Origin of the sequence: uncultured Gilvimarinus sp., from assembly GCF_963975215.1 — a bacterium.
GTDB lineage: Bacteria > Pseudomonadota > Gammaproteobacteria > Pseudomonadales > Cellvibrionaceae > Gilvimarinus.
The window spans coordinates 22,774-48,771 of the sequence record NZ_CAXBFW010000026.1; the positions used below are offsets into that span (position 1 = coordinate 22,774).

Below are 25,998 nucleotides of genomic sequence, written 5' to 3' on the forward strand. Positions count from 1 at the left end.
GAAAATATTGAATGGCAAATTTCTAACACAAAGGAGAGCAATGTAATGATTACCACAAAAAAACGCTGTGGCTCGGCGGTGATGCTGGGTTTAGCGATTGCAGCGATTTCTCAAGGCGCTACTGCCCAAAGCGCCAGCTGCAGCTACACTGTTAGCAACGATTGGGGATCGGGTTTTACCGGTGCCATTAATATTACCAACAATGGCAACACTCCCATTAATGGCTGGGAAGTAAATTGGCAGTACGACAATAACGCTCTGACCAATACCTGGAACGCCAACATGAGCGGTAGTAACCCTTACACCGCGTCCAACCTTAGTTGGAACAGCACTATCCAACCGGGCCAGACGGTTACCTTCGGTTTTCAGGGTAACACCAACGGCAGCTCTGCCGAGACTCCGGTGGTAACGGGTGATGTGTGCGGTGGCGTGGCATCTTCCTCTAGTTCGTCAAGCTCCAGCTCGAGCGAGTCGAGTAGCTCGTCTAGCAGCTCCTCAAGCTCTAGCAGCTCGTCGTCCAGCTCCAGCTCGAGTGAGCCAACGGGCGATGGTACCTTCCGCGTCGATGAGACGGGCAACATTACCAAAAACGGCGATGTCTTCCCGGTTAAATGTTCTGCCTGGTTTGGGCTTGAAGGTCAGCACGAGCCACCAGATGCCGAAAACAACCCAGACGGTGCCCCCATGGAGCTGTATGTTGGCAACATGTGGTGGGTAGATTCCGGTCGCGATATTCAGCAAACCATGGATGAAATTACGGCGGCTGGTATTAACACCATTCGCTTGCCGATCGCGCCGCAAACCCTCGATCCAAACGACCCGCAAGGTATTGGTGATATCCGTCAGGGAGGGGTGCTAAAAAATGCTCCATCGGTGCGTCAGGATAACGCCCGCCAGGCACTGGAAGACTTTATTGTTCAGGCCGATCAAAACGATATCGAAGTTATTATCGATATCCACTCGTGCTCTAACTACGTGGGCTGGCGTGCTGGTCGTTTAGACTCTACACCTCCTTACGCCGATCGCGATCGGGAAAACTACGAGTTTACCCGCGAGGGCTACTCTTGTGGTGTTGTCGATGACAGCGGCGTTGTGGTGCACGAGTACAACGAGCAGTTGTGGCTGGATGATCTGCGTGAAATCGCCGGCCTCTCGGCTCAGTTAGGCGTCGATAATATTATGGCGATCGACATCTTTAACGAGCCTTGGGATTACACCTGGAATGAGTGGAGCACTCTGGCTGAAAATGCCTATACCGCTATCAATGAAGTGAACCAGGATGTGTTGGTGATGGTAGAAGGTATTTCGTCTTCGACCAAAGATGGCACAGAGGTGCCGCACGGTTCGGATGAGACTAACCCTAACTGGGGTGAAAACCTTTATCCCTTCCAGAATGATCCGCTCAATATTCCTAAGGAGCGTTTGATTCTGTCGCCGCACACCTATGGCCCATCGGTGTTTGTGCAGAAGCAGTTTATGGATCCGGGTCAGCCCGAGTGTGAAGGCATGGAAGGTGATGAAGCCGGTGATGCCGGTTGTAACATCGTGATCGACCCCTCTCGCCTTGAGCCAGGTTGGGACGAGCACTTTGGTTATCTGCGCGAGCAAGGCTACGCCATGATCGTGGGCGAGTTTGGTGGTCATTTAGATTGGCCAGAAGGCGCGCCGATCCGCGATCAAGATCGCTGGGGACACATCCAGCCGGGTGTGGATGAGCAGTGGCAGGGAGCCCTGGTAGACTATATGGCCGAAAACAGCATTCAGGCTTGTTATTGGTCTACCAACCCAGAGTCGGGTGATACCGGTGGCTTGTATAAGCATGCCTACGACCCCGTGTCCAATACGGCAGCATGGGGCACCTGGAACGGCTTTGAGCAGCGTAAATGGAACCTGCTGCTTGAGCTGTGGGGAGAAGACTGACTCTAGTCGGTTGACTCTTATAAGCCGGGCCCCTTGGGCCCGGTTTTTTTGTTTTGGGCTAACACAAAATTTTTTGCCGGCCGGGCGTTAACATGGGTTTGTCTTCTCGTGGTGCGCTCTGCTCTGACTGTGCACCAAAATTGCATCGGCAGCGCACGGTTTAACGCCTATTTGCTGTGCATGTTAACGCTGGCCTGCAATTTGCTCTTCTCTCATTCAGACCTTCATCAAATGGGAGAAACCAATGAACAAGCAAAGTATGACCGACGCCATCGTAAGTGCCAAAGTCGCCCGCGGCTTAACCTGGGAGGTAATGGCAAAAGATATAGAGGTGTCGCCGGTGTGGCTGACCTCGGCGTGTTTGGGTATGAACAGTGCCCCGGCGCCAATCGCTAAAAAAATTGCCGACTATTTATCGTTGGATGCTGACGTCGCCACGGCACTTGAGGCGTTTCCGACCAAAGTGTGGGATCAGGCCGTGCCCACGGATCCGCTGATTTATCGTTTGTACGAAGTGGTAGGCGTTTATGGCGATACGCTTAAAGAAGTGATTCAGGAAAAGTTTGGCGACGGCATTATGAGCGCTATCGATTTCTCGATGGAGGTCGATAAAATCGAAGACCCCAAAGGGGATCGGGTACTGCTCACCTTAAATGGTAAGTTTTTGCCCTACAAAACCTGGTAAGCGGTAAAGTCTAAAGTGCTTAAGCGCACCAAAGCTGGTGCGCTTGCTCTACCACCAGGGCGTGTCGTTTGGCTAACGCTTTGCGATCGTCGTCATAACCACCACCAATCACCGTTGCGACGGGCGTGTTGTGAGTTTTAGCAAGCTCCAGCACCAAACGGTCGCGCTCACGAATCCCGGCTTCACTGACGTTTAGTAAGCCCAGCGGATCTGCACTAAAGATATCCACCCCGGCATCGTACAAAATTAAATCTGGTTGTTGTTGGTGGATTAAGTTGCTAAGGGTGCTTGCGACAACCTCCAGGTATTCCGCGTCACGGGTGTCAGGCGGCAGTGCCACATCAAGGTCACTTTGCGCTTTGCGCGCCGGAAAGTTTTTTTCGCAATGAATCGAGCAGGTAATCGCCCGCGGCTCTTGCGCCAGTATCGCCGCCGTGCCATCACCTTGATGCACGTCGCAATCAAAAATTAACACCTTATCCACCTTGCCCTGCGCCAGCAGGGTTTTTGCGGTTACCGCCAGATCGTTCAATATGCAAAAGCCCGAGGCAAAGTCATAGTGAGCGTGATGGGTGCCGCCGGCCAAGTGGCAGGCAATCCCGTGGCTAAGCGCTAAGTGCGCGGCCAACAGGGTGCCATTGGGTGAAATTAATGTGCGCTTGCGCAGCGGCGCACTCCAGGGCAGGCCCATGCGGCGAACCTCCTGTGGCGTTTGCTGGTTGCTGCAAAAACGCTCGAGGTATTGCGGGCAGTGAGCAGTGTGAAGTACCGCGAGGCTCGCTTGTCCCGGCCGAAAGGTATTGGCGGGCGTCAGTAGCCCCTGCTCAGATAAACAACGGTTTAGTAAGGCGAACTTCTCCATGGGGAAGCGGTGCCGGCCCGGAAACGGGAACGAGTAGGCAGGGTGGGTAACAAGTGGTAGCAACATTCACTTATAATGCTTAAATGAGTTTAAGCAATTGTACCAGAGGTAGTGATGGACAGCGTAAAACGTGCCATAGCCTTGATTAAGGCGGGCGACTGGAATGGGGCCCATAGCCTCGTGCAGGATGACAATGATACGCTCTCGTGTCTAATTCACGCGTACTTGCACCGCGAGGAGGGCGACTTGGGTAATGCCGGTTATTGGTATCGCCGCGCCGGTGAGGCCTTCCCCGATAACACGTTAGCACAAGAGTTAGCGCGCTTAACCGAGCGGGTTGAGCAAGTGTAAGTTCTCCCATACGCCCCGGTGCAATACACCTCTGACAGTAAGGATTTATGGATAGCAACGTTATTACCCCCGAAGGCTTTGCCGAACTTAAGCAAGAGCTTGATCATTTGTGGCGCAAAGAGCGGCCCGAGATTACTAAGCTTGTGCAGTGGGCGGCGAGCCTGGGCGATCGCTCCGATAATGCCGACTATCAGTACAACAAAAAAAGGCTGCGCGAAATCGACCGCCGGGTGCGGTTTTTGAGAAAACGTATCGAGGCGCTTAGGGTCGTGGAGTACAACCCTGTGCAAGAGGGCAAAGCCTACTTTGGCGCCTGGGTAACTCTGGTGGATCAAGATGACGCCACTCTGAGCTTTAGAATTGTCGGGCCGGATGAGATTTACAATAAAAAGCACTATGTTTCGGTCAATGCTCCGGTGGTTAGGGCGTGCCTGGGTAAACGCGTGGGGGATGAAATTGCTGTGCGTACCAGCGAGGCGTATAAAGAGTGGGAGATCGACCGTATCCAATATAATTTGCCCACCGTGTAAAGGATCGTAAGAGGGTAAAATTGCTCTCGAATCTTGCCGGTCTAATCTTTTATACTTCTAAGCGTACCTATGTAGCTAAAGCGCCGCCGAAACCCTTTGCCGTACATTGGCGTTCGAGGCCTACAGACAATGATAAAAGTACATGAGAGAGCCCATGCCTCTATTAAACGATGAAAGCCACCGGCGCTATAACCCGCTATTGGGCGAGTGGGTGCTGGTTTCACCGCATCGCGGTAAGCGCCCCTGGCAGGGCCAGCAAGAGGCGCCTCAGCCCCCTCAAAGCGTTCGTTACGATGAGCACTGCTACCTCTGCCCGGGCAATACCCGTGTTACCGGTGATATTAATCCGGCCTATAGTGGCACTTTTGTTTTTACCAATGATTTTCCGGCGCTGCAGCCGGCAACCGACGAACAGGCTTGCGATGACGAGCTATTTCGCTCGCAGCCGGCGCAGGGCGAGGCGCGGGTGATTTGCTTTTCGCCCGATCACAGTAAAAGTTTGCCGCAGTTGTCCGAGCAGGACATTGGCCGTGTTATTGACGCCTGGCGCGAGCAAATGGCTGAGCTAGGCGAGCGCTACCAGTGGGTGCAGATTTTTGAAAACAAAGGCGCCGTTATGGGCTGCTCTAACCCCCACCCGCACGGGCAAATTTGGGCGCAAAATACCTTGCCCAGCGCCGCCGAAAAAATTGATCGCAACTTGCTCGATTATTATCGGCGTAACGGCCGTAACCTATTGCTGGAGTACGTCGAGCGGGAGATAAAAAAACAAGACCGGCTGGTAGAGGTAAACGAGCACTGGGCGGTGCTGGTACCTTTTTGGGCCTGTTGGCCGTTTGAGGTTATGTTATTGCCGCGGTTTTCCGCAAAAACCTTTGCCGACGTAAATGCCGCGCAACAACAAGCGTTAGCCAGTATCTTAAAACGGGCCTTAACCCGCTATGACAATTTGTTTCAGTGCAGCTTTCCCTACTCAATGGGGTGGCGTGCCATGCCCTTTAATGGGCAGCTGAATGATCACTGGCAACTCCACGCCAGCTTTTTCCCGCCGCTGTTACGCAGTGCCAGTGTGAAAAAATTTATGGTTGGGTATGAAATGCTGGCCGAGGCGCAGCGCGATATTACCCCCGAGCAAGCCGCCGAACAACTGCGCGCTTGCAGCACCACACATTATCTGGGGAGCGAGCGCAATGCAGCCGATAGCTGAGCGATTTCAGGCTGTTTTTGAACGGCCGGCGAGCGATGTTTTTTTTGCGCCCGGGCGGGTTAATTTGATTGGTGAACACACCGATTACAACGATGGCTTTGTGTTTCCGTGCGCGCTTGAGTGTGGCACTTATGTGGCCTTGGCGCCGCGCTCCGATAATCAAATGCAAGTGTGCGCCGGTAACTTTGATGACGAGTTTAATGTCTGGTCGCTGCAAGGCGCAATCGCGCAAGACCCAAGCTGTCAGTGGTCAAATTATTTGCGCGGTGTCTGCGCTATTTTGCTGTCTCAGGGGCACGCGCTGCACGCCATGGATGTTTATATCGAGGGCAATGTCCCGCGCGGGGCGGGGTTAAGTTCATCGGCGTCTTTGGCTGTGGCATTTACCAAAGCACTCAGTGATATTAATCATCTTAACCTAAGCGTTGGTGAAGTCGCCCGCGTGGCTCAAATGGCCGAAAACGATTTTGCCGGATGCAGCTGCGGCATTATGGATCAGTTGGCCTCAGCTGGCGGTAAAGATGGCTACGCCTTACTGCTCGACTGTCGCGATTTATCGTTCGATTTAGTCGCTATAGCCGATTCTTTAAGCATCGTGATTATTGACTCTCGGGTAGAGCGCAATCTGGTGGGCAGTGAATACAACGACCGGCGCGCCGACTGCGAGCGGGCGGCAGCGGCCTTGGGCGTTAACAGCTTACGCGACGCCAGCATGGAGCTTCTGGAGCAAAAGCGCGGGGCTTTAGATGCACTGGCGTATCGCCGCGCCCGCCATGTTCTGACTGAAAATGACCGTACAAAGCGCTGCGCTGCAGCGTTAAAAGCCCACGACCTTGCCACCGTATACCAATGCATGCATGACTCTCACGTCTCGATGCGCGATGATTTTGCCATCACCGTGCCGGAAATTGATTTTCTTGTCGCCACCGTCGATGCACTGCTGGATAACGACGGCGGTGTGCGCATGACCGGCGGTGGTTTTGGCGGCTGTGTGGTAGCCTTGGTGCCAAAGGCAAAAGCCCCCGCCATCGAGGCCCGCGTTAAGGCCGGTTACCGCGCGCAGTTTGGCAAAGAGCCTGCGGTGTATCACGGTAAGGCCTCCGAAGGCGCGCGACGGTTATTGTGCTAACTAAAGAGTGAGGCAATGCCCCGCAACGCGAAATCGTCTCGTGGGGCCTTAAGACATTCGCATTAGCGGTCGCTATGCCTATTGATGACGATTTACATAATAATAAGGTGAACCTTAATGATTAAAATATCTTCCGCGTTATTGGCGATCATGCTCTATTGCTCGGTGGCGTTAGCCGCAGAAGAGCCGATTGATATCGGCGCTAACCCCGAGCTGTGGATGAATGTATCGGCGTTTGGTGAGGCTCACTGGCTGGGCCGCGAAATACACCTGCTGTCGAGTGACAATTGGTTTTTGTTAACCAAAAAGCGCTATCGGGATTTTGAGTTGCAAGCCGAGGTTTTGGTGCCCCAGCTGGACGATGAATACGTTAACTCCGGTATTATCTTTCGCGCGCAAACGGCCTACTCTGACGATATAAATAGCCAGTATGCGTTTGGTTATCAGGCTGAGGTGGATCCCAGCGACAGGCGCTGGAGCGGCGGTTTGTACGAGCAGGCCACCGAGCGCCAGTGGTTGTTTCCGCTGCACCCCGAGCGCTCTAAGCCAGGCTCCTACTTTAAAGAAAATTACTCGCCCGAGTGGAGCGAAGAAAAGTCGGCCGCGTTTAAACACGGCCAGTGGAACCACTATAAAATCCGCGCCCAGGGGCCCGAGATAAAAATTTGGCTCAATAATATTTTAACCACTCACGTGAAGGATACACACCTAAGCGAAGGGCATATCGGTATTCAACATCACGGCAGTCGCAGCTTTGCCGAGCAGGGCGCGACCCGCAATACGGTCAAGTTTCGTCACATTAGCATTCGCGAGTTGTCGCCATGAGGCTGCCTCTGTGTGCCTTGGCGGCGATAGTGCTGTGCGCCCCAACGCTTAGCTTGGCCGAGGCTTTTCAGGGCGACAGAGACGGTCACGTTATGACCGACGTGGTCCCCAAAAGTGAGATTCCGCTCGCCCCGGTGCTTGCGCCGCCACAGGCGCTGCAAACGTTTCAGCTGCAATCTGGGTTTGCGCTGGAGCTGGTGGCAAGTGAGCCCCAGGTGTTTAGCCCGGTAGCCCTGGCTTTTGATGCCGCCGGGCGTATTTGGGTCGCCGAGATGACCACCTATATGCCGGATATTCACGGCGCCGGCGAGATGCAGCCCGAGGGCAATATAGCGGTGCTGGAGGATACCGACGGCGATGGCCACGTAGACCGCCGCCAGGTACTGATTGATAACGTCTTGTTGCCGCGCACTATTAGCATCGTTGACGGGGGCATTTTTTACGCCGATCACCAGTCGCTGTATTTTGCCGAGGTAAAAAAAGAGCTTAAGGGCGAGGGGCCAGATAAACAGGTGGTGCTAAGCCTGGGGCTGCACGAGAAAGTAGATGCGCATTACGCCAGCCGCGGCAGTGTCGAGCACAAACCCAACGGTATGCTGTATGGCATGGATGGTTGGTACTACAACGCCAAAAGTAATCAGCGCTATCAAACGCTGGCGCACGATGCGCCTGTGCCCGAGGGTGCACAAGAAATTTACCGCAACCCATATTGGAAGCTGGTGCGCGGCGATACCGACTATCGCGGTCAGTGGGGTATTTCGCAGGATGATTTTGGCCGCCTCTATCACAATGGTAATAGCTCGCCGATTCACGGCGAGTATTTGCGCCCCGGCTCACTACTCAAAAACCCGGGCTTTTGGCCCGAGATGCCAGCCCACAGTATTGGCGACAACCGGGTGTATCCCGCGCGTATGACGCCCGGTGTTAACCGTGGTTATATGGATGGCGTACTGATTCGTCAGGGCAAAGATAAAGGCAAGCTTGTTAATTTTACCGCCGCCAGTGCCAGCCTTGTGTATCGCGGCGATAACTTCCCGGCGCGGTTTTATGGGCTGGGCTTAACCCCGGAGCCGGCGGCCAATTTAATCAGCGCCAGACGCATTATCGAGGGCGATGGCGAGCTGCGCGGTCGGGCGTTGTTTGCCCCCGCCGAATTGCTTACCAGCACCGACGAGCGTTTTCGCCCGGTGAGTTTATACAATGCACCAGACGGCAGCGTGTATATCGTGGATATGTATCACGGTATTTTGCAGCACAAAGACTTTCTGACGAGCTATCTGGCCGAGCAAATTAAAAGCCGTGAGCTGGATAAACACAATAACACCATGGGGCGAATTTACCGCTTGCGCTGGCAGCAAAACCCCATCGCCCCAAGGGCCGATCTGAGCCAGCGCAGCGCCGCAGAGTTAGTCCCTTATTTGGCTCATGCCAACGCCTGGCACCGGGATACCGCGCGGCGGTTACTGGTGCAGCGCAATGCCCAAGAGGTGGCGCCGGCGGTGCGTAAGCTGCTGCAAAAAACCGAGCAAAGTTACGCCCAGGCCAACGGGTTATGGACGTTGTATGGCTTGCACGCGATCGACTTAAGTACTGTTAAACATTTTATAAGCTCGCCCGATGATCGGCTGGCCATGCTGGCGGCAGCGGTAGGGGAGAGGCTCCCGCCGGGCGATCACAAAGCTTACTTAAAGCTTTTGCGCACTTTAGCGCAGCAGGGTTACCCGCGCGCGCTGCAGGCCGCGATATCTGTTGCCGCCACTGCGGGCGGGCAAGATATAAGCAAATGGGTGCTGGATCACCACCTGAATAAACCCTACGTGCGCGAGGCGGTTATCAGTGGTTTGGGGGCAGAGTCCGGCGCGTTTATGGCCAGTATCGAGCGCCATTATCCCGACCAAGCCACCATGGCACTGCTCGGTAATTTAGGCAAAAAACGGCAGGATGCCAGTAACCGTGATTCACTCAACCCCGCAAGCCAAGCGCTTTACGATTTAGGTAAACAGCTATACAGCGGCCGCGCAGGGTGTGCCGGTTGCCACGGTGAGCACGGCAACGGCGTGCCTGGGTTAGGGCCTACCTTTTGGGGCAGCCAGTGGCTGAACAACAAACAAACCCTGGCCAAGGTTTTATTGCACGGCTTAACCGGGCCTATTTGGGTTGGCCCGGACTATTACAACTTATCGGCGGTGATGCCGGGTTTTGCCAGCCGCGCGGACATCTCCGATCAAGACCTGGCTGCGGTGGCGGTTTTTATCCGCAATAGCTGGGGCAATCAGGCCAAAGCCGGTGAAGGTTTTAGCTCCGACGATATCGCTGGTGCTCGCCGTGAGAGTAAAGGCCGCAGCGCACCCTATACGGCCGCCGACTTCTAGCGACAGTGGCGTTTGGGGTATTTGACGGATGTTGCTGACATTATTTTCGGCGTACACTGAGCGGCAATGATAGTGGCTGTATCAGGCTATGTGAGGTAAAGGTGAAAGCGACAGAAGCTCCGGTAAAGATCGTCGGCGGTGGCCCCAAAAAGGTGTTGTACACGCTGCAAACCATCAAGCGCATTGGTCTGCTGGATTCGGCCAAAGCCTTAAAAAGCCATAACGCCTGCAAGGCCTGCGGCCTGGGTATGGGCGGGCAGCGCGGCGGCATGGTAAACGAGAAAGACGAGTTTCCCTCGGTGTGCAACAAAAGCATTCAGGCGCAATCCACCGATATTCAGCCGCCGATTCCCACCGAGCTGTTTGACCACACTCTCAATGAGTTTAACGAGCTGTCTAACCGTGAGCTGGAAACCATGGGGCGGCTTAACACCCCAATTTACAAGCCGGCAGGCAGCGACAAATACCAGCCGTTAAGCTGGGATGAGGCATTGGCGCTGGCCGCCGAGCGCTTTAGGGCGGCGCCGGCCGAGCAGAGCTTTTTTTACGCCTCGGGGCGCTCGTCTAACGAGGCGGGCTTTTTGTTGCAGTTAATGGCGCGCTTGTACGGCAGCAATAACGTCACTAACTGTTCTTACTACTGCCATCAGGCCACCGGTGTGGGTTTACAAAGCACTTTGGGTACGGGCACAGCCACCGTAGGGCTAGAGGATTTGGCGCTGGCCGACATGGTGTTTGTGATTGGCGCCAACCCCGCCTCCAATCACCCGCGCTTTGTGCACCAGTTAAAAGGGGTACGCGACCGCGGCGGTAAAGTTATGGTGATTAACCCCGCCAAAGAGCCGGGGTTGGTGAAATTTGCTGTCCCCAAAAGCCCTAAATCTATGCTGGTAGGCGGCACCTGGATTGCCTCGCGTTTTTTACAGCCCAAAATCGGCTCCGATTTAGCGCTGTTAACGGCCATGGCAAAAATGTTGGTAGAGCAAAACGCCTATAACGCCGAGTTTGTGCAAAACCATACCCAGGATTTTGCCGCTTACCGCGATTATTTAGCCGGCCTTAACTTAACCGAGCTGCTGGCACAGTGCGGTTTAACGGAGCAAGCCGTGGGCGAGCTGGTAGCTGATTACGCCCGCGCCGACAATGTCATTTTTGCCTGGGGCATGGGAATTACCCACCATTTAAACGGCGCCGATAACGTCGAAGCTATTGCTAACCTGGCTATGTTGCGCGGCATGGTGGGCAAGCCCGGTGCGGGGCTGTTGCCACTGCGAGGCCACAGTAATGTACAGGGCATTGGCACCATTGGCGTTAAGCCGGTACTGGCCAAGGATGTGTTGCAGGCGATCGAAACGCATATGGGCGTGAGCCTGCCAACGCAAAAAGGTATGGACACCCTGGCCTGTTTGCGCGCGGCCGAGGCCGGGCAAATGAGCAACGCCTGGATGATGGGCGGCAATTTATTTGCCGCCACCCCCGATACCGAATTTGCCCGCCGCGCGTTAGACAACGTGGGCTTTAAGCTTTATTTAACCACCACCTTAAACCGCGGCCACTTTAACGGCATGGAAAACAGCGAAGCGTTAATTTTTCCGGTATGCGCCCGGGATGAAGAGCCCGACAGCACCACGCAAGAATCCATGTTTAACTACGTGCGCTTAAGCGATGGCGGTATTACGCGGCTGGATAACGTCCGCTCTGAGGTGAGTATACTGGCGCAATTGGGCGCACGGTTACTGCCGGATTCGCCGTTAGATTTTGCCGCGTTTGAGCAGCACGACAAAGTGCGCAAAGCTATTGCGGCTACGATTCCGGGGATGGAACCGCTGGCCGACATTGGCCAAAGCAAACAAGAGTTTGTGGTGGGCAATCGCCTGGTTCATCGCCCCGTGTTTAATACCAAAAGTCAGCGCGGCCACTTTAAAACCCACCAACTAACGCAAACGGCTAATGCCGACTACCCTTATTTACTCGCCAGTATTCGCAGTGAAGGGCAGTTTAACTCGATTATTTACGAAGAGTCCGACAGTTATCGCGGCACGACCCACCGCTGGTGTGTGTTGATGTCGGAGGTGGATTGCCAAACGCTGAATTTAACCAAAGGCAGCAAAGTCACCCTTACCTCACCTCAGGGCGAGATGAAAGATTTGGAGGTTGTGCCCTTTGATTTGCCGGCCGGCAGCCTGATGGCTTACTACCCCGAGGCCAATGTGCTGATAGGCACGCAACACGATCCCCGCAGTAAAACTCCGGCGTTTAAATCGGTTGCCGTTGCGCTAAGCCAGAGGCCGTAACCAACGCGGTGTCATAGGGGCCGCGCCGTTCGGTTGCGGCCCTGGTAAATGCTAATATTACTCGCCTAAATTTAAGACCTTGCGGTAAAACGCCAGCTCGCGGGTAATGGCCGCTTCAATGCTGTCGGCGGCGCGAAAGCCGTGGCCTTCGTTGGCAAAGGTAACGTACTCGTTGGCAATGCCTTTATCGGTTAGCGCTTTTACCATGGCCTCGGCCTGAGCCGGCGGCACCACTTTGTCTTTTAAGCCCTGCAAAAAAATCACCGGGCAATTTAATTGCGCGATGTGGGCGATGGGCGAGCGATCCAAATACCGCTGTTTGGTTTCGGGGTAGGGGCCTACCAGCGTATCTAAATAGCGCGATTCAAACTTGTGGGTATCTTCGGCCAGTGCGGTTAAATCGCCAATGCCGTATAAGCTGGCGCCGGCGCTAAAAGTGTCGCTAAAGGTTAACGCGGCCAGCACGGTATAACCGCCGGCACTGGAGCCGCGAATAATTAATTGCTCGGGGTGCGCGAGTTTTTGCTCGACTAAATACTGCGCCCCGGCCACCACATCGGCGACGTCTTTAACGCCCCAGTGGCTTTTTAAGCTATCGCGATACTCGCGGCCGTAGCCGGTGCTGCCGCGGTAGTTTACATCCAATACTGCAAAGCCGCGCGAGGTCCAAAACTGTAGTTTGTAATTGAGCGCACTGCTGGTGGCGCCGGTGGGGCCGCCGTGGCACATCACAATAAGCGGTGGCAGGGTGTCGGGCTCTGCCTGGTAGCCGGCGTTGCACGGCGGGTAGTAAAAACCGTGGCAGGTTTCGCCATCGCCGGTAGGGTAGCTAACGGCTTTGGGGGTGGCCAAATTAGCCGGCTCGACCATGTCCGCCTGCGAGCGGCGCACAATGGCCATGGGCGGTGCGGCAGCGTGGCCAATCGAGTGTGACAGCAAGTGGTACAGCGCGGGCGCGCGATTGGCGTTGGCGCCAATAAACATTAAGTGCTCGGCGCTGGTGGTGATGTTACTGATTTGCGTCATGGGGCTTTTAAGTGCGCTAAAACGGTAACCCTTTTGCGTCTTTTTGGGGGTAATAAGCCCCAGCTGCCACTGGCCGTTTTCAGTGAAGGTGCACAGAATTTTGTCGTCGCCGCAAAAACCGTAAGTCGACATACCAAACACCCATTGCGGGGTGGCAAATTCGGCAGCCATCGGCAGTACGCTAACAGCGCCCGTGTCATCGTGGCGATAGAGGTTCCACCAATTGCTGCGGTCGCTGACAAAAAATAACTGATCGGACGGACTCCAGCTGGGCTGAAAAACCGATTCGCCATCACTGCCGGCAACCACCTGGGGGTTGTGTAGCTCGCCGCCCGCGTCCAGCTCGGCCAGTGTTAGTTGGGTGCTGTCCCAGGGCATGTTGGGGTGGCACCAGCTTAGCCAGCAGAGTTTGTCGCCGCGATGGCTTAAGCGCGGGTTGCTGTAAAAGTCGGCCCCCTCGACTAAAACCGTAACCGTCAGGCTGCCGTTTAAATCGATGGCAACCAGGGTGCAGGCCGGCTCGCCCGCACCCGAGTGATCCTCGCGTACGGCAATCAGACGGTTGCGCGCGCTATCCAGGCAAAAGTCGCTGTAGCAGTAATCGCCCTTAGGGGTGAGTGGCGCGGGGGTGAGCGAGTGGCCCTGCTTAAGCGGAATTTGATACACCCGCTGGTCGGCATCGAATACGGCAAATACCGCCTCTTCGGTGGCTAAGTAAGCACCGCCGCCGTATTCATTGGCCCGCGTGCGTACGCTGGTGCTGGCGTCTAGCAGCTCGCGCGGCTCGCGGCCCAGTTGTTGGCGCATCAGTACGTTGCGGCCCCCCTCGTCCGGGCGCGACTCCAGCCAGTAGGCCACGTCATTGCACAGCTGTGGCGCATCTAAACGCACGGCGTTAGCGGTTAGGGTGCTGGCTTCGATGGGAGACTCCCAGCGGCCATAAGGGGCGGTTTTTACGGCTTTTGCTTTGCTCATGCTGCTCGTTAATTATTTGTCGAGTGGGTGGCAAACACTAGCGATTGTGGCGCCTGGGTGCAAGAGTCGTTTTGTTACGCCCGCTTTTGCGTTTTAATGTTGCCCAGCGTTTCTTCGGCCTAGCTACTGTAAGGCCGCCTTTACTATCGCACCAAGGAGCCCCTATGGCCTTAGCCGCCCATTTGCCCCACGCCGTTCTTCAGGCATCTGAAGCCGGTTGCTGCTGGGTGGGTTTTAGTGGCGGGCTGGACTCTACCGTGCTGTTGCACTGGGTGGCACAGCAACGGCCCGCGTGGCCGGTGCGGGCGGTGCACGTTAACCATGGCTTGTCGGGTAATGCCGACGCCTGGCAACGTCAGTGCGAGCAGCAGTGCCAGGCGTTGGGAGTCGAGCTTGCGGTAATCACTCCGGACCTGGATGCCGCCGCTGGCAACCTAGAGGCCCGCGCCCGCGAGGCGCGCTATCAGGCTTTTAATCAATGTTTGGCGCCGGCTGATGTATTGCTGCTGGCGCACCACCAAGATGACCAGGCCGAGACGGTACTGTACCGCTTGCTGCGTGGCGCCGGGGCCAAGGGGCTGAGTGGCATGGCCGCCAGCCGAATACTGGGTGAGGCGCGGCTGCACCGGCCGCTGTTACAAGTGACACGCGCCGAGCTGGAAGCTTACGCCCAAGAGCAGGGTTTAACCTGGGTGGAAGATGAGTCTAATCAGGATGTTCGCTTTGACCGCAATTATCTGCGCCAGCAGGTGTTGCCGGTACTGCGCCAGCGCTGGCCGGCGGTGACCCGCTCACTGGCCGACGCGGCCAATCTGCTGCGGCGCAGTGATGTTTTACTTACCGAGTACGCGGCGGATGATGTATCGCGTTTAGGTAGCGCGGCAGTACCGACGGGTTTTAGCTTGCCGTTGGCCGGGCTTGCCGCCATGTCGGCGCCGCGGCGACACAACCTATTGCGCTATTGGTTAGAGCGCCACTTTACCGAGGTGCCCAGCCGCAATGCGCTGGGGCAAATTGATGCGCAATTGATGCAAGGGCACGGAGACTCTCATCGGGCCGAGGTGGTGGTAGGGCAGGTTAGCCTGCAGTGCTTTAACGGTCGGCTCTTGGCGCTTAGTTTGCCGCTGCAGTGGCAGCCTGCAGCTGACGAGCCGGCCATTAGCTGGGTCGACACAACGGCCGCGCTGACTTTGCCCGGTGGCGATAGCGTGCAGTGGCGCCCGGCAACCGGCAGTGGTATTGCCGCACACTGGCTGGGCGATACGGTTACCGTGGCGTGGCGCTGCGGCGGCGAGCGCTGTCAACCGGCCGGGCGCGCTCATTCACAGCAGCTTAAAAAGTTGCTGCAAGAGTACCAAGTGCCGGTGTGGCTGCGCGCGCGGGTGCCCCTTATTTACATTGCCGGTGAGTTGGCGGCGGTGGGCGATTACTGGGTCTGCCAGCGTTTTGCCGCGAGCGGTGCGGAGCCCGGTTGGGCCCTTTGCTGGCAGTGGCCCGACATGCAGCGCCGTTAGGGCAAAATTTCCGTCTATTAGCGGTTTCTTTTGCTCCTTTGTAATTGAGCTTAAGCGCACTTTCTGGTATTCTGGCGCCCCATCTCTAGGGCGGTTCTATACGATTTTTTCAGGCCTTATACGGCTCGTTTCGTACAGTTTTGGTCCCGCTTGCCGGCTTTGTGCTGGTTAACCGCATACTGATCAACCTCTACAAGGCTTTACATGACGCGATATATATTCGTTACCGGTGGTGTTGTTTCCTCGCTGGGCAAAGGCATTGCCTCGGCCTCTTTGGCGGCTATTTTGGAATCGCGCGGGCTGGCGGTCACCATCATGAAGCTCGACCCCTACATTAATGTGGACCCGGGCACCATGAGCCCATTCCAGCACGGCGAGGTGTTTGTCACCGAAGATGGCGCCGAAACTGACTTGGACTTAGGCCACTACGAGCGGTTTATTCGCAACCGCATGACCCGCCGCAACAACTTTACCACCGGCCGCGTCTACGAGACGGTGCTGCGTAAAGAGCGCCGGGGGGATTACTTAGGCGGCACCGTGCAGGTGATCCCGCACATCACCGACGAGATCAAGCGCCGCATCCTAGAGGGCGGCCGCGATGTGGACGTCGCGCTGGTCGAGATTGGCGGCACCGTGGGTGACATCGAGTCACAACCGTTTTTGGAGGCCGTGCGTCAGCTTAAAGTCGAGTTGGGGCCGCAGCATTCTATGCTGGTGCACCTAACTTTGGTGCCCTACATTGCCACCGCCGGCGAGACCAAAACCAAGCCGACCCAGCACTCGGTTAAAGAGCTGCGCTCAATTGGCCTGCAGCCCGAGGTATTGCTGTGCCGCTCTGAGGTGTCGATTGACGATGACTCGCGGCGCAAAATTGCGCTGTTTACCAACGTTGCCATGAATGCCGTCGTGCCCGTGCCCGATGCCAACACCATCTACGCCATTCCGCGTTTGTTAAACGAGTTTGGCCTCGATCAGATCGTGGTCGATCAATTCGGCTTAAGCTGCGGCCCGGCGGATTTATCCGAGTGGGACGCAGTGGTAGACGGCAAGCTTAACCCCGAGCACGAAATTACCGTGGCCATGGTGGGTAAGTACATGGAGCTGCTGGATGCCTATAAGTCGCTTAATGAGGCCTTAAGCCACGCCGGTATTCACACCCGCACCCGCGTTAAAATTAATCACATCGATGCCGAGCGCATTGAGCAAGAAGGCGTGGAACTGTTAAAAACGGCCGACGCCATTCTGGTGCCCGGCGGCTTTGGCAACCGCGGTGTCGAGGGCAAGCTGGCCGCCGTGCGTTACGCCCGTGAAAACAAAGTACCGTATCTGGGCATTTGTTTAGGTATGCAGTCGGTAGTGATCGAGTTTGCGCGTAATGTGGTAGGCCTTAAAGATGCCAACAGCACCGAGTTTGATCGCAACTGTAAAGACCCGGTGATTGGTTTGATTACCGAGTGGACCGACGAGAGCGGCCGCGTAGAAAAGCGCGATGAGCAATCGGACTTAGGCGGCACCATGCGCCTGGGGGCACAGGAGTGCCGTTTGGTTAAAGACTCTAAAGCCCGCGAAATTTACGGCCACGATGTGATTGTCGAGCGCCACCGTCACCGCTATGAAGTAAACAACAACTACGTTGATATGCTGCAGCAAGCCGGTTTGCGTATTGGCGGCTGGTCGTCGGACGACACCCTGGTAGAGGTGGTCGAGATCGCCGATCACCCCTGGTTTGTGGCCTGTCAGTTCCACCCCGAGTTTACCTCGACCCCACGGGACGGCCACCCGTTGTTTACCAGCTTTGTGGCGGCTACGTTAAAAGCCAAAGGCTAAAATACGATCATCCCGCACGCTTGGCGCTGCGGGATTTTACTGTAAGGATTCCTCTGTGACTGATAAAACTGTTCGTATTGGCGGTACTGATGCCGGAAGTGTCAGTGTCGGCAACAACCTACCGTTTGTGTTGTTTGGCGGCATGAATGTGCTTGAGTCGCGCGATTTAGCGCTGCGCACTGCCGAAGCCTATGTTGAGGCAACACAAAAACTCGGTATCCCCTACGTTTTTAAAGCTTCTTTCGATAAAGCCAACCGCTCATCCATCCACTCGTTTCGCGGGCCGGGCATGGACGAGGGCTTAAAAATCTTTCAAGAGATCAAAAGCACCTTTAACGTGCCGGTGATTACCGACGTGCACGAGATTTATCAGTGCCAGCCCGTGAGTGAAGTGGCCGACGTTATTCAGCTGCCGGCGTTTTTAGCGCGCCAAACAGATTTGGTGCAGGCCATGGCCGAAACCGGCAGCGTTATTAATATTAAAAAGCCACAGTTTTTAAGCCCCGGCCAGATGAAAAACATCTGCGAGAAGTTTCGTGAGTGCGGCAACGACAACCTGATTCTGTGTGATCGCGGCAGCAACTTTGGCTACGACAACTTAGTGGTCGATATGCTCGGCTTTAGCACCATGAAAGAGGCCTCGGGCGGCGCACCGGTCATCTTTGATGTGACCCACTCACTGCAGTGCCGCGACCCGTTTGGCGCCGCCTCCGGTGGCCGCCGCCAGCAAGTGGCCGAGCTTGGTCGTGCCGGTATGGCGCTGGGTTTAGCCGGTTTGTTTTTAGAGGCGCACCCAGACCCGGACAACGCCAAGTGCGACGGCCCCAGTGCTTTGCCGCTGGATAAGCTCGAGCCCTTTTTAGCGCAAATGCAAAGCATTGATGCGCTGGTAAAAGCCATGGCGCCGCTGGATATTAAATAGCACCAGCAAAACCCGATTTTGTAACATCTGCACCACGTTAACCCGTTAACCTAATTTGTAAAGTTAACCGACATTACTGAAACGACAATTGGAGCCAATCCCCAATGAGCAAGATAGTAGACATTAAAGCCTTTGAAGTGCTGGACAGCCGCGGTAACCCAACCGTAAGCGCTGAAGTGATTCTTGAGTCTGGCGCCGTAGGCGCGGCCTGTGCACCATCGGGTGCCTCAACTGGCTCGCGTGAAGCACTGGAACTGCGCGATGGCGATAAATCTCGCTACTTGGGTAAAGGCGTATTAAAAGCCGTTGCCAACATCAACGACACCATCAAGCCATTGTTGGTAGGTATGGATGCCACCGATCAGCGCGCGCTGGATAACGCCATGCTCGAAGCCGACGGCACCGAGAACAAATCCAAATTGGGCGCCAACGCCATTCTGGCCGTGTCTTTGGCTGCTGCTAAAGCCGCTGCCATCGCTAAAGGCGTGCCTTTGTACGCGCACATTGCCGACATTAACGGCACTCCGGGCAAGTACACCATGCCCGTACCTATGATGAACATCATCAACGGTGGTGAGCACGCCGACAACAACGTCGACATCCAAGAGTTTATGGTTCAGCCAGTAGGCGCTAAAACCTTCTCTGAGGCACTGCAAACCGGCGCCGAGATTTTTCACGCCCTGAAAAAAGTTCTCAGCGAAAAAGGCCTTAGCACCGCCGTCGGTGACGAAGGTGGCTTTGCCCCTAACCTGCCATCTAACGAAGAAGCGCTGGCCGTTATCGGCACCGCCGTTGCCAACGCCGGTTACAAGCTGGGCGAAGACGTTACCCTGGCACTCGACTGCGCCGCCTCTGAGTTTTACAAAGACGGCGAGTACAAACTCTCTGGCGAGAACAAAACCTTCAACGCCGAAGGCTTTAGCGATTACCTGGCCGAGCTGACCAACAAGTACCCGATCATCTCTATCGAAGATGGCTTGGACGAAAGCGACTGGGAAGGTTGGGCGTACCAAACCAAAATCCTGGGCGACAAAATCCAGCTGGTAGGTGACGACTTGTTTGTGACCAACACCAAGATCTTAAAAGAAGGCATCGACAAGAAGATCGCCAACTCGATCCTGATCAAGTTCAACCAAATCGGTTCGCTGTCTGAAACACTGGACGCGATTAAAATGGCGCAAGACGCCGGCTACACCGCCGTTATCTCGCACCGTTCAGGTGAAACCGAAGACACCACCATCGCCGACTTGGCGGTAGCCACCGCTGCCGGCCAAATCAAAACCGGCTCACTGTGCCGCTCAGACCGCGTATCTAAGTACAACCGTCTGCTGCGCATTGAAGCCGAGTTGAATGGTAGCGCGCCTTATAAAGGCCGTGCGGAATTTAAAGCCTAAGCTAGTTATAGCGAAAGTTGCTTTAAATTTTTGCTAAGGCACACGTTTTAATCGTGTGCTTTTAGAAAGCCCTGTGCTGAGAAATCAGTGCGGGGCTTTTTGGTTTTTGGGGTTGTCTTTATGGCCGGGGTATACGGGCAGGCCTCGGGCTGGGGCCGCACCGTTTTATCGTGATTCCGGGCTTGGCCCGGAATCCAGAGGCTTTTGTGCCTACCGAGTGTCTTGGGGGCCATACGATTGCGTTGGTTGGCTACTTGGCTACTGTTTTTTGTACACTCAGCCGCCGGCTAAGCTGCATCGTCATACCGGCCTTGAGCCGGTATCCAGCTAGCGTAGTGCTATGGTGGCTTACTTGATCTGGTTGTATTGTGTCATTTGGTTGGGGTGCCGCTAAAGCGGGCTTTTTTATATGCCCGTGTCGCCGGGCGTTGCGAAGTACTTTTCGTTTCGCGACGAAAAGTACTCAAAAGGCGCGCCCCCACATATCCAGCCCTGCGGGTTCCCTCACTCCAGCTAATTTTAACGGCACGGATTGACAGGGCGTCCATGCCCTGACAATCCTCTCGCACACGTCCTGTGTGCTCAACCGATAAAATAAGCCTCCGTTCGGCTGTATCTACGGGGGAGTTAAAAGCGGTGCTTCGTAGCTGACTTGTTGCACATTTTCTTACAGCGTCATACCGGCCTTGAGCCGGTATCCAGCGAGCGAAGTGCTATGGTGGCTTACTTGATTTGGTTGTATCGCGTTATCTGGTTGGGGTGCCGCTAAAGCGGGCTTTTTTATATGCCCGTGTCGCCGGGCGCTGTAGGGGCACTTCGTAACTGGCTGTGAATTTGCGTGTTGGTATCGGATAATTAACGCGGCACCCAGTATTCAGGGGAAACCCTTGAGCGCTAGGTATGGAATTGAGGTGTAAGAATAATATTTTCTAAACAATTCAATAAGTTAGTAGAGCTTGCACGGTGGAATAAAAAAGATTAAATTAAACTCTCACTTAACATTAGTCGCACTTTTCCCAGACAAGGAGCTGTCAAAAAATGTCTATTTTTTCTTATTTTTCAAGCATCTCCGAGCATACGTTAAGCCAGCTTCTAGCGGTGATAGGGTGCCGGGACAAAGTGCGACTTAGTCGCATGAATTAGCTGTTATGAGAAACCAGCGTTATGTTGAGGCAAATTTTTGTAGCTCTTCTTTTTATACTTTACAGCAGTGCATTGGCGGCTGGGTTTCCAACTAATACAGAAATTACACCTAAAAACGCAGAGGCGTACTCTATCGAGCTGAAGCAGATCGGCTCTGGAAGTCCAGATGTCGTTTTATATCAGCTTGAGTTCTCTGGCAAGCTTGAGAAGTGCTCAGCGGGTCGAGTCCAAACATCGCTTTTCATTGGTGAAAATGAAATTTCCAGCTCATCAATGGACTATAAAGTTGGAAGCTCTCCGCCAAGTGTTTTGCTCCACATGCCGGCATCGGGCTACGACATGGCAATAACTCTGCAATACTGTTGCATGGCTGGCTTGTCTCCAGGTTGCAAGAGGTCACTGAGCATCAAGTCCGTCAAGGCTTTTGTCGCAGAATGAAGGCCGCTCATAACAATCGCAGGCACAGCGACGGCTTTTTCGTTGCGGCTGCGCCTTCACTACAAAGCCGCGCGTGCTGCGGGCGTTATATTTGCGAGTCTTAGATGATCTACTCCGAGGAAAAGTGCTCTCTTTGCACATTAAATAGCATCGTGTGCTTTTGGGGCGACATGCCACAGAAAAAATGGAAACGACCAATTTTAGGGGTTTTGAGTGCCATCATGCTTTTTGGCGGTGGCTATGCTGTGCATCAGGTTGTACTTAACGAAGGTGTTCAGAATATTTACTTTAACGCACTATTCGGCTTTCTTGGCGGGCTAGCATTGCTTGGCTTAATCACATCTATATTTGGGTGTGATCGTTGTGTAGCCAAAATATTTGGGAGTGCGCGGTAAATATAACAATCAGCACCACGGCGAAAACTGGGCCGTCGCGGTTTTGGTTTCCATTCCGCTGGCGCTACACTCTAAACCAAAACCACGCCAACCCAGTTTCGCGTGTGCTGGGCGTGATAACTTTTAAGGAACCAAACAGGATGGATCTTGGAACAATAATCATAGCTGTTATTGTCTGTATGTGGCTTTGGATAAATGTATTGGCGATCGCATGCCTTTTCTTAGATCCAGAGCTCGAACCTATACAACGTTGGGGGCAAACCTTCATTGCTGTTTTATTTCCGTTCTTTGGGGCGACTTTCATTTTGTTTCTGGTAAATAGCCATTCCCCAGAAGTGATAGATAGGTTTTATATCCCATGGCCTTTAAGGAAAGTTATATTGAACAAGTCTATTCGCACTGGTGGTGCAGGAAGCAATGGCGAAGAAGTGCCTGGTGCTCATAGCGGATCATTTGGAGGTGGTTCTGATGGCGGCGGTGACTAAAAAAGTTATAACAAGGCGCTTAATACGGACTGCCCACTCTACGTTTCGGCAGCCACCTAGCTTAGCATTAGCCGTCAATACGAGGGTCAAGAATGGAAGATAAACTCGATCTTATAATAATTCAAAATTGGCTTCTTCTAGGTGTGATCGGATTGCTCTTGGGGATTAACATTACCTGCAACTGGAAGAGTTTTCGTCGAGAGTATAATCGGCCAGAACAGGAGGAGATCGATCGTCTGGCTGAGCTTTGGGATAAAGATGAAATCGATGCGCTCCTTCGTGAATCTAAGAGAATTCGAGAGAAATATCCCAATAGAGTTGACGCACTTTATTTTGGCGGTAAAGCACTAGTGAAGTCCGGGCAGCTTGTTGAGGCCAGACAGCTGTTCTCTAAACTAGCAGAAGTAGATTACGCGCTAAGAGATGAGGCGCAGAAACAGATTAAAACTATTGATCAAGAAACTGTTATAAAGTAAAAGCAGCATCGCCCCTCCGGGGCTCGAGTTACAGAGAGAGTTTACTTAATCCAAGTTGAGCCATATGCCCGCATTAGTCGCTGAATACGGTGCGATCGCGTCCTTCGGCTTTGGCTTTATAAAGTGCTTCATCCGCGCGCTGTAGCCAGGTGTCTTCCGTGGTGCCTGGTGTCCAGGGCGCTACGCCTAACGAGACGGTTATTTCTTTGCCGTCTGGTGTTTTTAGCCCTTGTTTAATGGCCGCCCTTACATTGTTGATAAAGGTATGCTGTTGATCGTTTGTTTGGGATATTAATAGTACAAACTCTTCTCCGCCGAAGCGATAAAGTCGGTCATATTGGCGAATGTTGGATGTGATTATGGCGGCAAAATTCATTAGTACTTCGTCGCCTGCGGCATGGCCGTATTTATCGTTCACGGACTTAAAGTAATCCAGATCCAGTATCGCCAGTAATTGCTGGGTGCCATTGCGCTCTGAGGTGGCCAGGGCCGCTTTTATGTCCGCGCTCATGGCCCTGCGATTAAAGACTCCGGTTAGTGCATCAATGGTATTGAGGGTGTCGAGTAATCGAAACTGTTTTTCACTGTGGCTGGCGTAGACAAAGGCGCTGAGTGACAGCATTAAGATGGTCACCGCGTAGGATTCGATTGATACCGCCGTAAAGATGTCGGATAGGGCGGCGAGAGCAGCCCCGGCGACTACGTTAATGCTGAGTGCCTCAATGGGCTTAACGAGAATAAAGGTACTGGCAAAAACAGGATAAACCCATAAAAAGCTATCGATACCGTTAGCTTGCGCGATGGCTACTACACCGATATTAATAAATATGGCTAATATCGCGCTTACGACTCGGATTTTTTTTGATTGATGAGCATAGGCCACTAGCACAAGAATGCCGATTACCAGAGCTATATCGATGACGGCCGCCGTAAGATTACCCTCTAAGTAGCGTATAACCCCAAACGGAAAAACCCCCAAAATCGCGACAGAGCTAAGCAGCCACAATAAGGAGAGTTGATATTTTTCCTGCAGCTGATTGATCATGAGGTTGCTCACGGTAAAAGTGATAATTATGCCCCCCAGGATGACAAATTGACAGGCGGATTTTTCATTGTGGCTGGCGTATACAAAGGTGTTTAGCGATAGCGCAAGCTTTCCCGTCGTTAACAAAATCGCACAGAATCTCCGTTAAAAAGCGTTAAGCTGCTGGGATGAATAACATTACCAGGAAAGGTGACTTATGAGAGCGCAGTGGTTAGCGGCAATTTTGGCGGTAGGGCTTGGTGGATGTGGCGGCTCGTCATCGGGTGGCGGTGGTCCAAATCCTGAGCCTAGGGCGCCTGACAATTCGGTTGATTATACCCAGCTTAGACCCAGCGAACCCAGTGAGGCGCCTTTGGCGCTGTTATCCAGTGATGACTTTGAGCGTCTGGTTAAAAATGGCCTGCGCCTGCAGTTAGCCAGCCGTTATGATTATGCCGGTGGCGCCGAGTCGGACGGTATCGACTTTTCTGCTTCGCCCGATGGCGCTAATGGCGGCCATAGTAACCACTATTCGGATACCAATGTTCACGTTGAGGGCGTCGGCGAGTCCGATGTCGCCAAGTACGATGGCCGCCACTGGTTTGTCGCTTATCAACCACAAAACCATAATGGTGAGTTGCCGGGGGTGCAGATTATCGCCACCAACCCGGATATTCCTGACGCTTCAATCGCCGGCACCTACAGTTTTGATGATGGCTCCTGGGGGCCTGCTTATTCTTTGTATCTGCAAAAGGACAATGATGCTGCCTCGCACCTGATCGCTATGCGTAGCCATTGGGGGGCGATGCAGCCTGAGCTTCCAGGCTGGGGTATCGAGTTTTCGACGTCGGATATGAGTATTTGGCCAGGGCCCGGAAATAGCGAGCTCAAGATTGAGTTTATCGATGTCAATCAGCCCGCTACGCCTGCCCTTGCCACATCTATCTCTTTAGACGGCACGTTAATCGACAGCCGCCGGGTGGGCGATACCCTGTACGTGATTACCCGCTATGATCCTTGGTTGGCAGCTTTGCAGTTTGAGGAAGTTGCCGGGCAAGCTCGCAGCGACAACGAGGCTGCGTTAAGCGGTACCGAGCTTGCCGAACTGTTACCGCAATACCGTCAGGGCGATATGGCGGCTCCGTTAAGCGATGATTGTTACGCCCCCAGCGATACCCAGCCCGAGCACGGTTACTATTCTATGGTGAATATCACGGCCATTGATTTAACCGCCCGGCAAGTGGTGTCCAGTGAGTGCTTGAGCACCGGCGTTAACTCCATGACCATGAGCCCCAACGCCCTCTACCTAACCTCTAATGACTGGCGCGAGAGCGAATCGCGCACCATTATTCACAAGTTTGATCTCACCGATAGCGGCGCCAGCTACAGCGCTACCACCAGTGTGCTGGGCCATATTAACGGCGACGCTCCTTACCGGGTAAACGAATACAACGGCGACTTAAGGGTGGTGACCACGCGGGGCGACTGGAATCAGCCTTCGCACCACCTTAGTATTTTGCGCCAGTCGGGCTCGGGTTTTGACATTGTGGCCGAGTTGCCCAACAGCGCCCGCCCCGCCCCAATTGGTAAGCCGGGTGAAGATATTTATGCGGTGCGTTTTGCCGGTCCGACCGCTTATGTGGTGACTTTTGAACGGGTTGATCCGCTCTATGTGCTGGATTTGTCCGACAGAGCCGACCCTAAAATCAGCGGTGAGTTAGAGGTGCCGGGGTTTGCGACTTACATTCATCCGATTAACGATAATTACCTGTTTACCCTGGGGCAGGATGCCGATAACCAGACCGGGTGGGCAAAAGGCATTAAGGCCCAGCTGGTAAAAGTGGACGCGGGCACACCTGAATTGGTGGGCGAGATGTTAATCGGCGAGCGGGGCAGCCACAGTAAGGCCTTATACGATTTGCGCGCGCTTAACTTTTTGCCCGTGGGGGATGGCGATATGCGCGTGTCGTTTCCGGTGAGTGTGAACAGCGAACCCGACGTATGGCAATACAGCGGCCTGCAAATGGTGTCGTTGAAGGGGCTGGATGGGCCGGATGGTGCCATGATTGATAAGGGCACACTGGTCGCCGAAACCGCGGGTAATAACCAGTACGATTACGGTGATGGCGTAAGGCGTGGATTGTTGCATGATGATGCGGTTTACTACGCCCACGACAATCACGTTTGGTTTAGCGGCTGGGGGG

21 protein-coding genes are annotated in these 25,998 nt (G+C 54.2%); 18 read left to right on the plus strand and 3 right to left on the minus strand.

Annotated features, from left to right (window positions below; genetic code table 11):
• The first annotated feature begins 45 nt into the window (after positions 1-45).
• The gene (locus tag AAC019_RS14510; RefSeq protein WP_339899804.1) at positions 46-1,920 is read left to right on the plus strand and encodes a cellulase family glycosylhydrolase; all 1,875 of its coding nucleotides are present in this window, start codon (positions 46-48) and stop codon (positions 1,918-1,920) included.
• Positions 1,921-2,164: 244 nt separating this feature from the next.
• Positions 2,165-2,605, plus strand: a complete 441-nt coding sequence (cynS, locus tag AAC019_RS14515; protein ID WP_339899805.1) for a cyanase — start codon at positions 2,165-2,167, stop codon at positions 2,603-2,605.
• Positions 2,606-2,624: 19 nt separating this feature from the next.
• Here the strand turns inward: cynS and AAC019_RS14520 are convergent, their stop codons facing one another.
• On the minus strand, positions 2,625-3,533 hold the full coding sequence (locus AAC019_RS14520) for a histone deacetylase (protein WP_339899806.1): 909 nt from the start codon (positions 3,531-3,533) through the stop codon (positions 2,625-2,627).
• A 48-nt stretch (positions 3,534-3,581) separates the two neighbouring features.
• Here AAC019_RS14520 and AAC019_RS14525 point away from each other — a divergent pair, with 48 nt between their 5' ends.
• The 7 genes from AAC019_RS14525 (at position 3,582) to AAC019_RS14555 (ending at position 12,175) form a co-directional block, all read left to right on the plus strand.
• Positions 3,582-3,818, plus strand: a complete 237-nt coding sequence (locus tag AAC019_RS14525) for a hypothetical protein (RefSeq protein WP_339899807.1) — start codon at positions 3,582-3,584, stop codon at positions 3,816-3,818.
• Between the two features lie 47 nt (positions 3,819-3,865).
• On the plus strand, positions 3,866-4,348 hold the full coding sequence (gene greB, locus AAC019_RS14530) for a transcription elongation factor GreB (RefSeq protein WP_339899808.1): 483 nt from the start codon (positions 3,866-3,868) through the stop codon (positions 4,346-4,348).
• A 154-nt stretch (positions 4,349-4,502) separates the two neighbouring features.
• On the plus strand, positions 4,503-5,555 hold the full coding sequence (locus AAC019_RS14535) for a UDP-glucose--hexose-1-phosphate uridylyltransferase (RefSeq protein WP_339899809.1): 1,053 nt from the start codon (positions 4,503-4,505) through the stop codon (positions 5,553-5,555).
• On the plus strand, positions 5,539-6,684 hold the full coding sequence (galK, locus tag AAC019_RS14540) for a galactokinase (protein ID WP_339899810.1): 1,146 nt from the start codon (positions 5,539-5,541) through the stop codon (positions 6,682-6,684). Before AAC019_RS14535 ends, galK begins: the two co-directional genes overlap by 17 nt.
• A gap of 117 nt (positions 6,685-6,801) precedes the next feature.
• Complete coding sequence (locus AAC019_RS14545) at positions 6,802-7,509, plus strand: DUF1080 domain-containing protein (protein ID WP_339899811.1); 708 nt, start codon at positions 6,802-6,804, stop codon at positions 7,507-7,509.
• Positions 7,506-9,881: a PVC-type heme-binding CxxCH protein gene (locus AAC019_RS14550; RefSeq protein WP_339899812.1), complete on the plus strand. Its 2,376-nt coding sequence runs from the start codon at positions 7,506-7,508 to the stop codon at positions 9,879-9,881. The genes AAC019_RS14545 and AAC019_RS14550 overlap by 4 nt, the downstream gene beginning before the upstream one ends.
• A 101-nt stretch (positions 9,882-9,982) precedes the next feature.
• Positions 9,983-12,175 (plus strand): FdhF/YdeP family oxidoreductase, encoded by a 2,193-nt coding sequence (locus AAC019_RS14555; RefSeq protein WP_339899813.1) that lies wholly within the window; start codon positions 9,983-9,985, stop codon positions 12,173-12,175.
• A gap of 57 nt (positions 12,176-12,232) precedes the next feature.
• On the opposite strand, the gene AAC019_RS14560 is transcribed toward AAC019_RS14555, so the two are convergent.
• On the minus strand, positions 12,233-14,176 hold the full coding sequence (locus tag AAC019_RS14560; protein WP_339899815.1) for a prolyl oligopeptidase family serine peptidase: 1,944 nt from the start codon (positions 14,174-14,176) through the stop codon (positions 12,233-12,235).
• 164 nt (positions 14,177-14,340) lie between these two features.
• Here AAC019_RS14560 and tilS point away from each other — a divergent pair, with 164 nt between their 5' ends.
• From tilS to AAC019_RS14600, 8 genes are all read left to right on the plus strand, one after another.
• A complete protein-coding gene (tilS, locus tag AAC019_RS14565; RefSeq protein ID WP_339899817.1) occupies positions 14,341-15,690 on the plus strand; it encodes a tRNA lysidine(34) synthetase TilS in 1,350 nt (449 codons plus the stop codon).
• Between the two features lie 204 nt (positions 15,691-15,894).
• Positions 15,895-17,517: a CTP synthase gene (locus tag AAC019_RS14570; protein ID WP_339899819.1), complete on the plus strand. Its 1,623-nt coding sequence runs from the start codon at positions 15,895-15,897 to the stop codon at positions 17,515-17,517.
• A gap of 55 nt (positions 17,518-17,572) precedes the next feature.
• The gene (kdsA, locus tag AAC019_RS14575; RefSeq protein ID WP_339899820.1) at positions 17,573-18,439 is read left to right on the plus strand and encodes a 3-deoxy-8-phosphooctulonate synthase; all 867 of its coding nucleotides are present in this window, start codon (positions 17,573-17,575) and stop codon (positions 18,437-18,439) included.
• A 104-nt stretch (positions 18,440-18,543) separates the two neighbouring features.
• Complete coding sequence (eno, locus tag AAC019_RS14580; protein WP_339899822.1) at positions 18,544-19,833, plus strand: phosphopyruvate hydratase; 1,290 nt, start codon at positions 18,544-18,546, stop codon at positions 19,831-19,833.
• Between the two features lie 1,164 nt (positions 19,834-20,997).
• Positions 20,998-21,414: a hypothetical protein gene (locus AAC019_RS14585; RefSeq protein WP_339899824.1), complete on the plus strand. Its 417-nt coding sequence runs from the start codon at positions 20,998-21,000 to the stop codon at positions 21,412-21,414.
• A gap of 104 nt (positions 21,415-21,518) precedes the next feature.
• Positions 21,519-21,809, plus strand: coding sequence for a hypothetical protein (locus tag AAC019_RS14590; RefSeq protein ID WP_339899825.1), 291 nt, complete (start codon positions 21,519-21,521; stop codon positions 21,807-21,809).
• A 140-nt stretch (positions 21,810-21,949) separates the two neighbouring features.
• The gene (locus AAC019_RS14595; RefSeq protein WP_339899827.1) at positions 21,950-22,294 is read left to right on the plus strand and encodes a hypothetical protein; all 345 of its coding nucleotides are present in this window, start codon (positions 21,950-21,952) and stop codon (positions 22,292-22,294) included.
• 92 nt (positions 22,295-22,386) lie between these two features.
• Complete coding sequence (locus tag AAC019_RS14600) at positions 22,387-22,770, plus strand: hypothetical protein (RefSeq protein WP_339899828.1); 384 nt, start codon at positions 22,387-22,389, stop codon at positions 22,768-22,770.
• 73 nt (positions 22,771-22,843) lie between these two features.
• Here AAC019_RS14600 and AAC019_RS14605 read toward each other — a convergent pair whose 3' ends face one another.
• Entirely contained in the window at positions 22,844-23,941 is a 1,098-nt protein-coding gene (locus AAC019_RS14605) for a GGDEF domain-containing protein (RefSeq protein WP_339899830.1), read from the minus strand.
• A gap of 70 nt (positions 23,942-24,011) precedes the next feature.
• Between AAC019_RS14605 and AAC019_RS14610 the strand changes: the two genes are divergently transcribed.
• On the plus strand, positions 24,012-25,998 hold a 1,987-nt coding region (locus tag AAC019_RS14610; protein ID WP_339899831.1), incomplete at its 3' end, for a beta-propeller domain-containing protein.

Coding starts and splice junctions, on each gene's coding strand:
- AAC019_RS14510 (WP_339899804.1), top strand. CDS start 46: ATGATTACCACAAAAAAACGCTGTGGCTCGGCGGTGATGCTGGGTTTA.
- cynS (WP_339899805.1), top strand. CDS start 2,165: ATGAACAAGCAAAGTATGACCGACGCCATCGTAAGTGCCAAAGTCGCC.
- AAC019_RS14520 (WP_339899806.1), bottom strand. CDS start 3,533: ATGTTGCTACCACTTGTTACCCACCCTGCCTACTCGTTCCCGTTTCCG.
- AAC019_RS14525 (WP_339899807.1), top strand. CDS start 3,582: ATGGACAGCGTAAAACGTGCCATAGCCTTGATTAAGGCGGGCGACTGG.
- greB (WP_339899808.1), top strand. CDS start 3,866: ATGGATAGCAACGTTATTACCCCCGAAGGCTTTGCCGAACTTAAGCAA.
- AAC019_RS14535 (WP_339899809.1), top strand. CDS start 4,503: ATGCCTCTATTAAACGATGAAAGCCACCGGCGCTATAACCCGCTATTG.
- galK (WP_339899810.1), top strand. CDS start 5,539: ATGCAGCCGATAGCTGAGCGATTTCAGGCTGTTTTTGAACGGCCGGCG.
- AAC019_RS14545 (WP_339899811.1), top strand. CDS start 6,802: ATGATTAAAATATCTTCCGCGTTATTGGCGATCATGCTCTATTGCTCG.
- AAC019_RS14550 (WP_339899812.1), top strand. CDS start 7,506: ATGAGGCTGCCTCTGTGTGCCTTGGCGGCGATAGTGCTGTGCGCCCCA.
- AAC019_RS14560 (WP_339899815.1), bottom strand. CDS start 14,176: ATGAGCAAAGCAAAAGCCGTAAAAACCGCCCCTTATGGCCGCTGGGAG.
- tilS (WP_339899817.1), top strand. CDS start 14,341: ATGGCCTTAGCCGCCCATTTGCCCCACGCCGTTCTTCAGGCATCTGAA.
- AAC019_RS14570 (WP_339899819.1), top strand. CDS start 15,895: ATGACGCGATATATATTCGTTACCGGTGGTGTTGTTTCCTCGCTGGGC.
- eno (WP_339899822.1), top strand. CDS start 18,544: ATGAGCAAGATAGTAGACATTAAAGCCTTTGAAGTGCTGGACAGCCGC.
- AAC019_RS14585 (WP_339899824.1), top strand. CDS start 20,998: ATGTTGAGGCAAATTTTTGTAGCTCTTCTTTTTATACTTTACAGCAGT.
- AAC019_RS14590 (WP_339899825.1), top strand. CDS start 21,519: ATGATCTACTCCGAGGAAAAGTGCTCTCTTTGCACATTAAATAGCATC.
- AAC019_RS14595 (WP_339899827.1), top strand. CDS start 21,950: ATGGATCTTGGAACAATAATCATAGCTGTTATTGTCTGTATGTGGCTT.
- AAC019_RS14600 (WP_339899828.1), top strand. CDS start 22,387: ATGGAAGATAAACTCGATCTTATAATAATTCAAAATTGGCTTCTTCTA.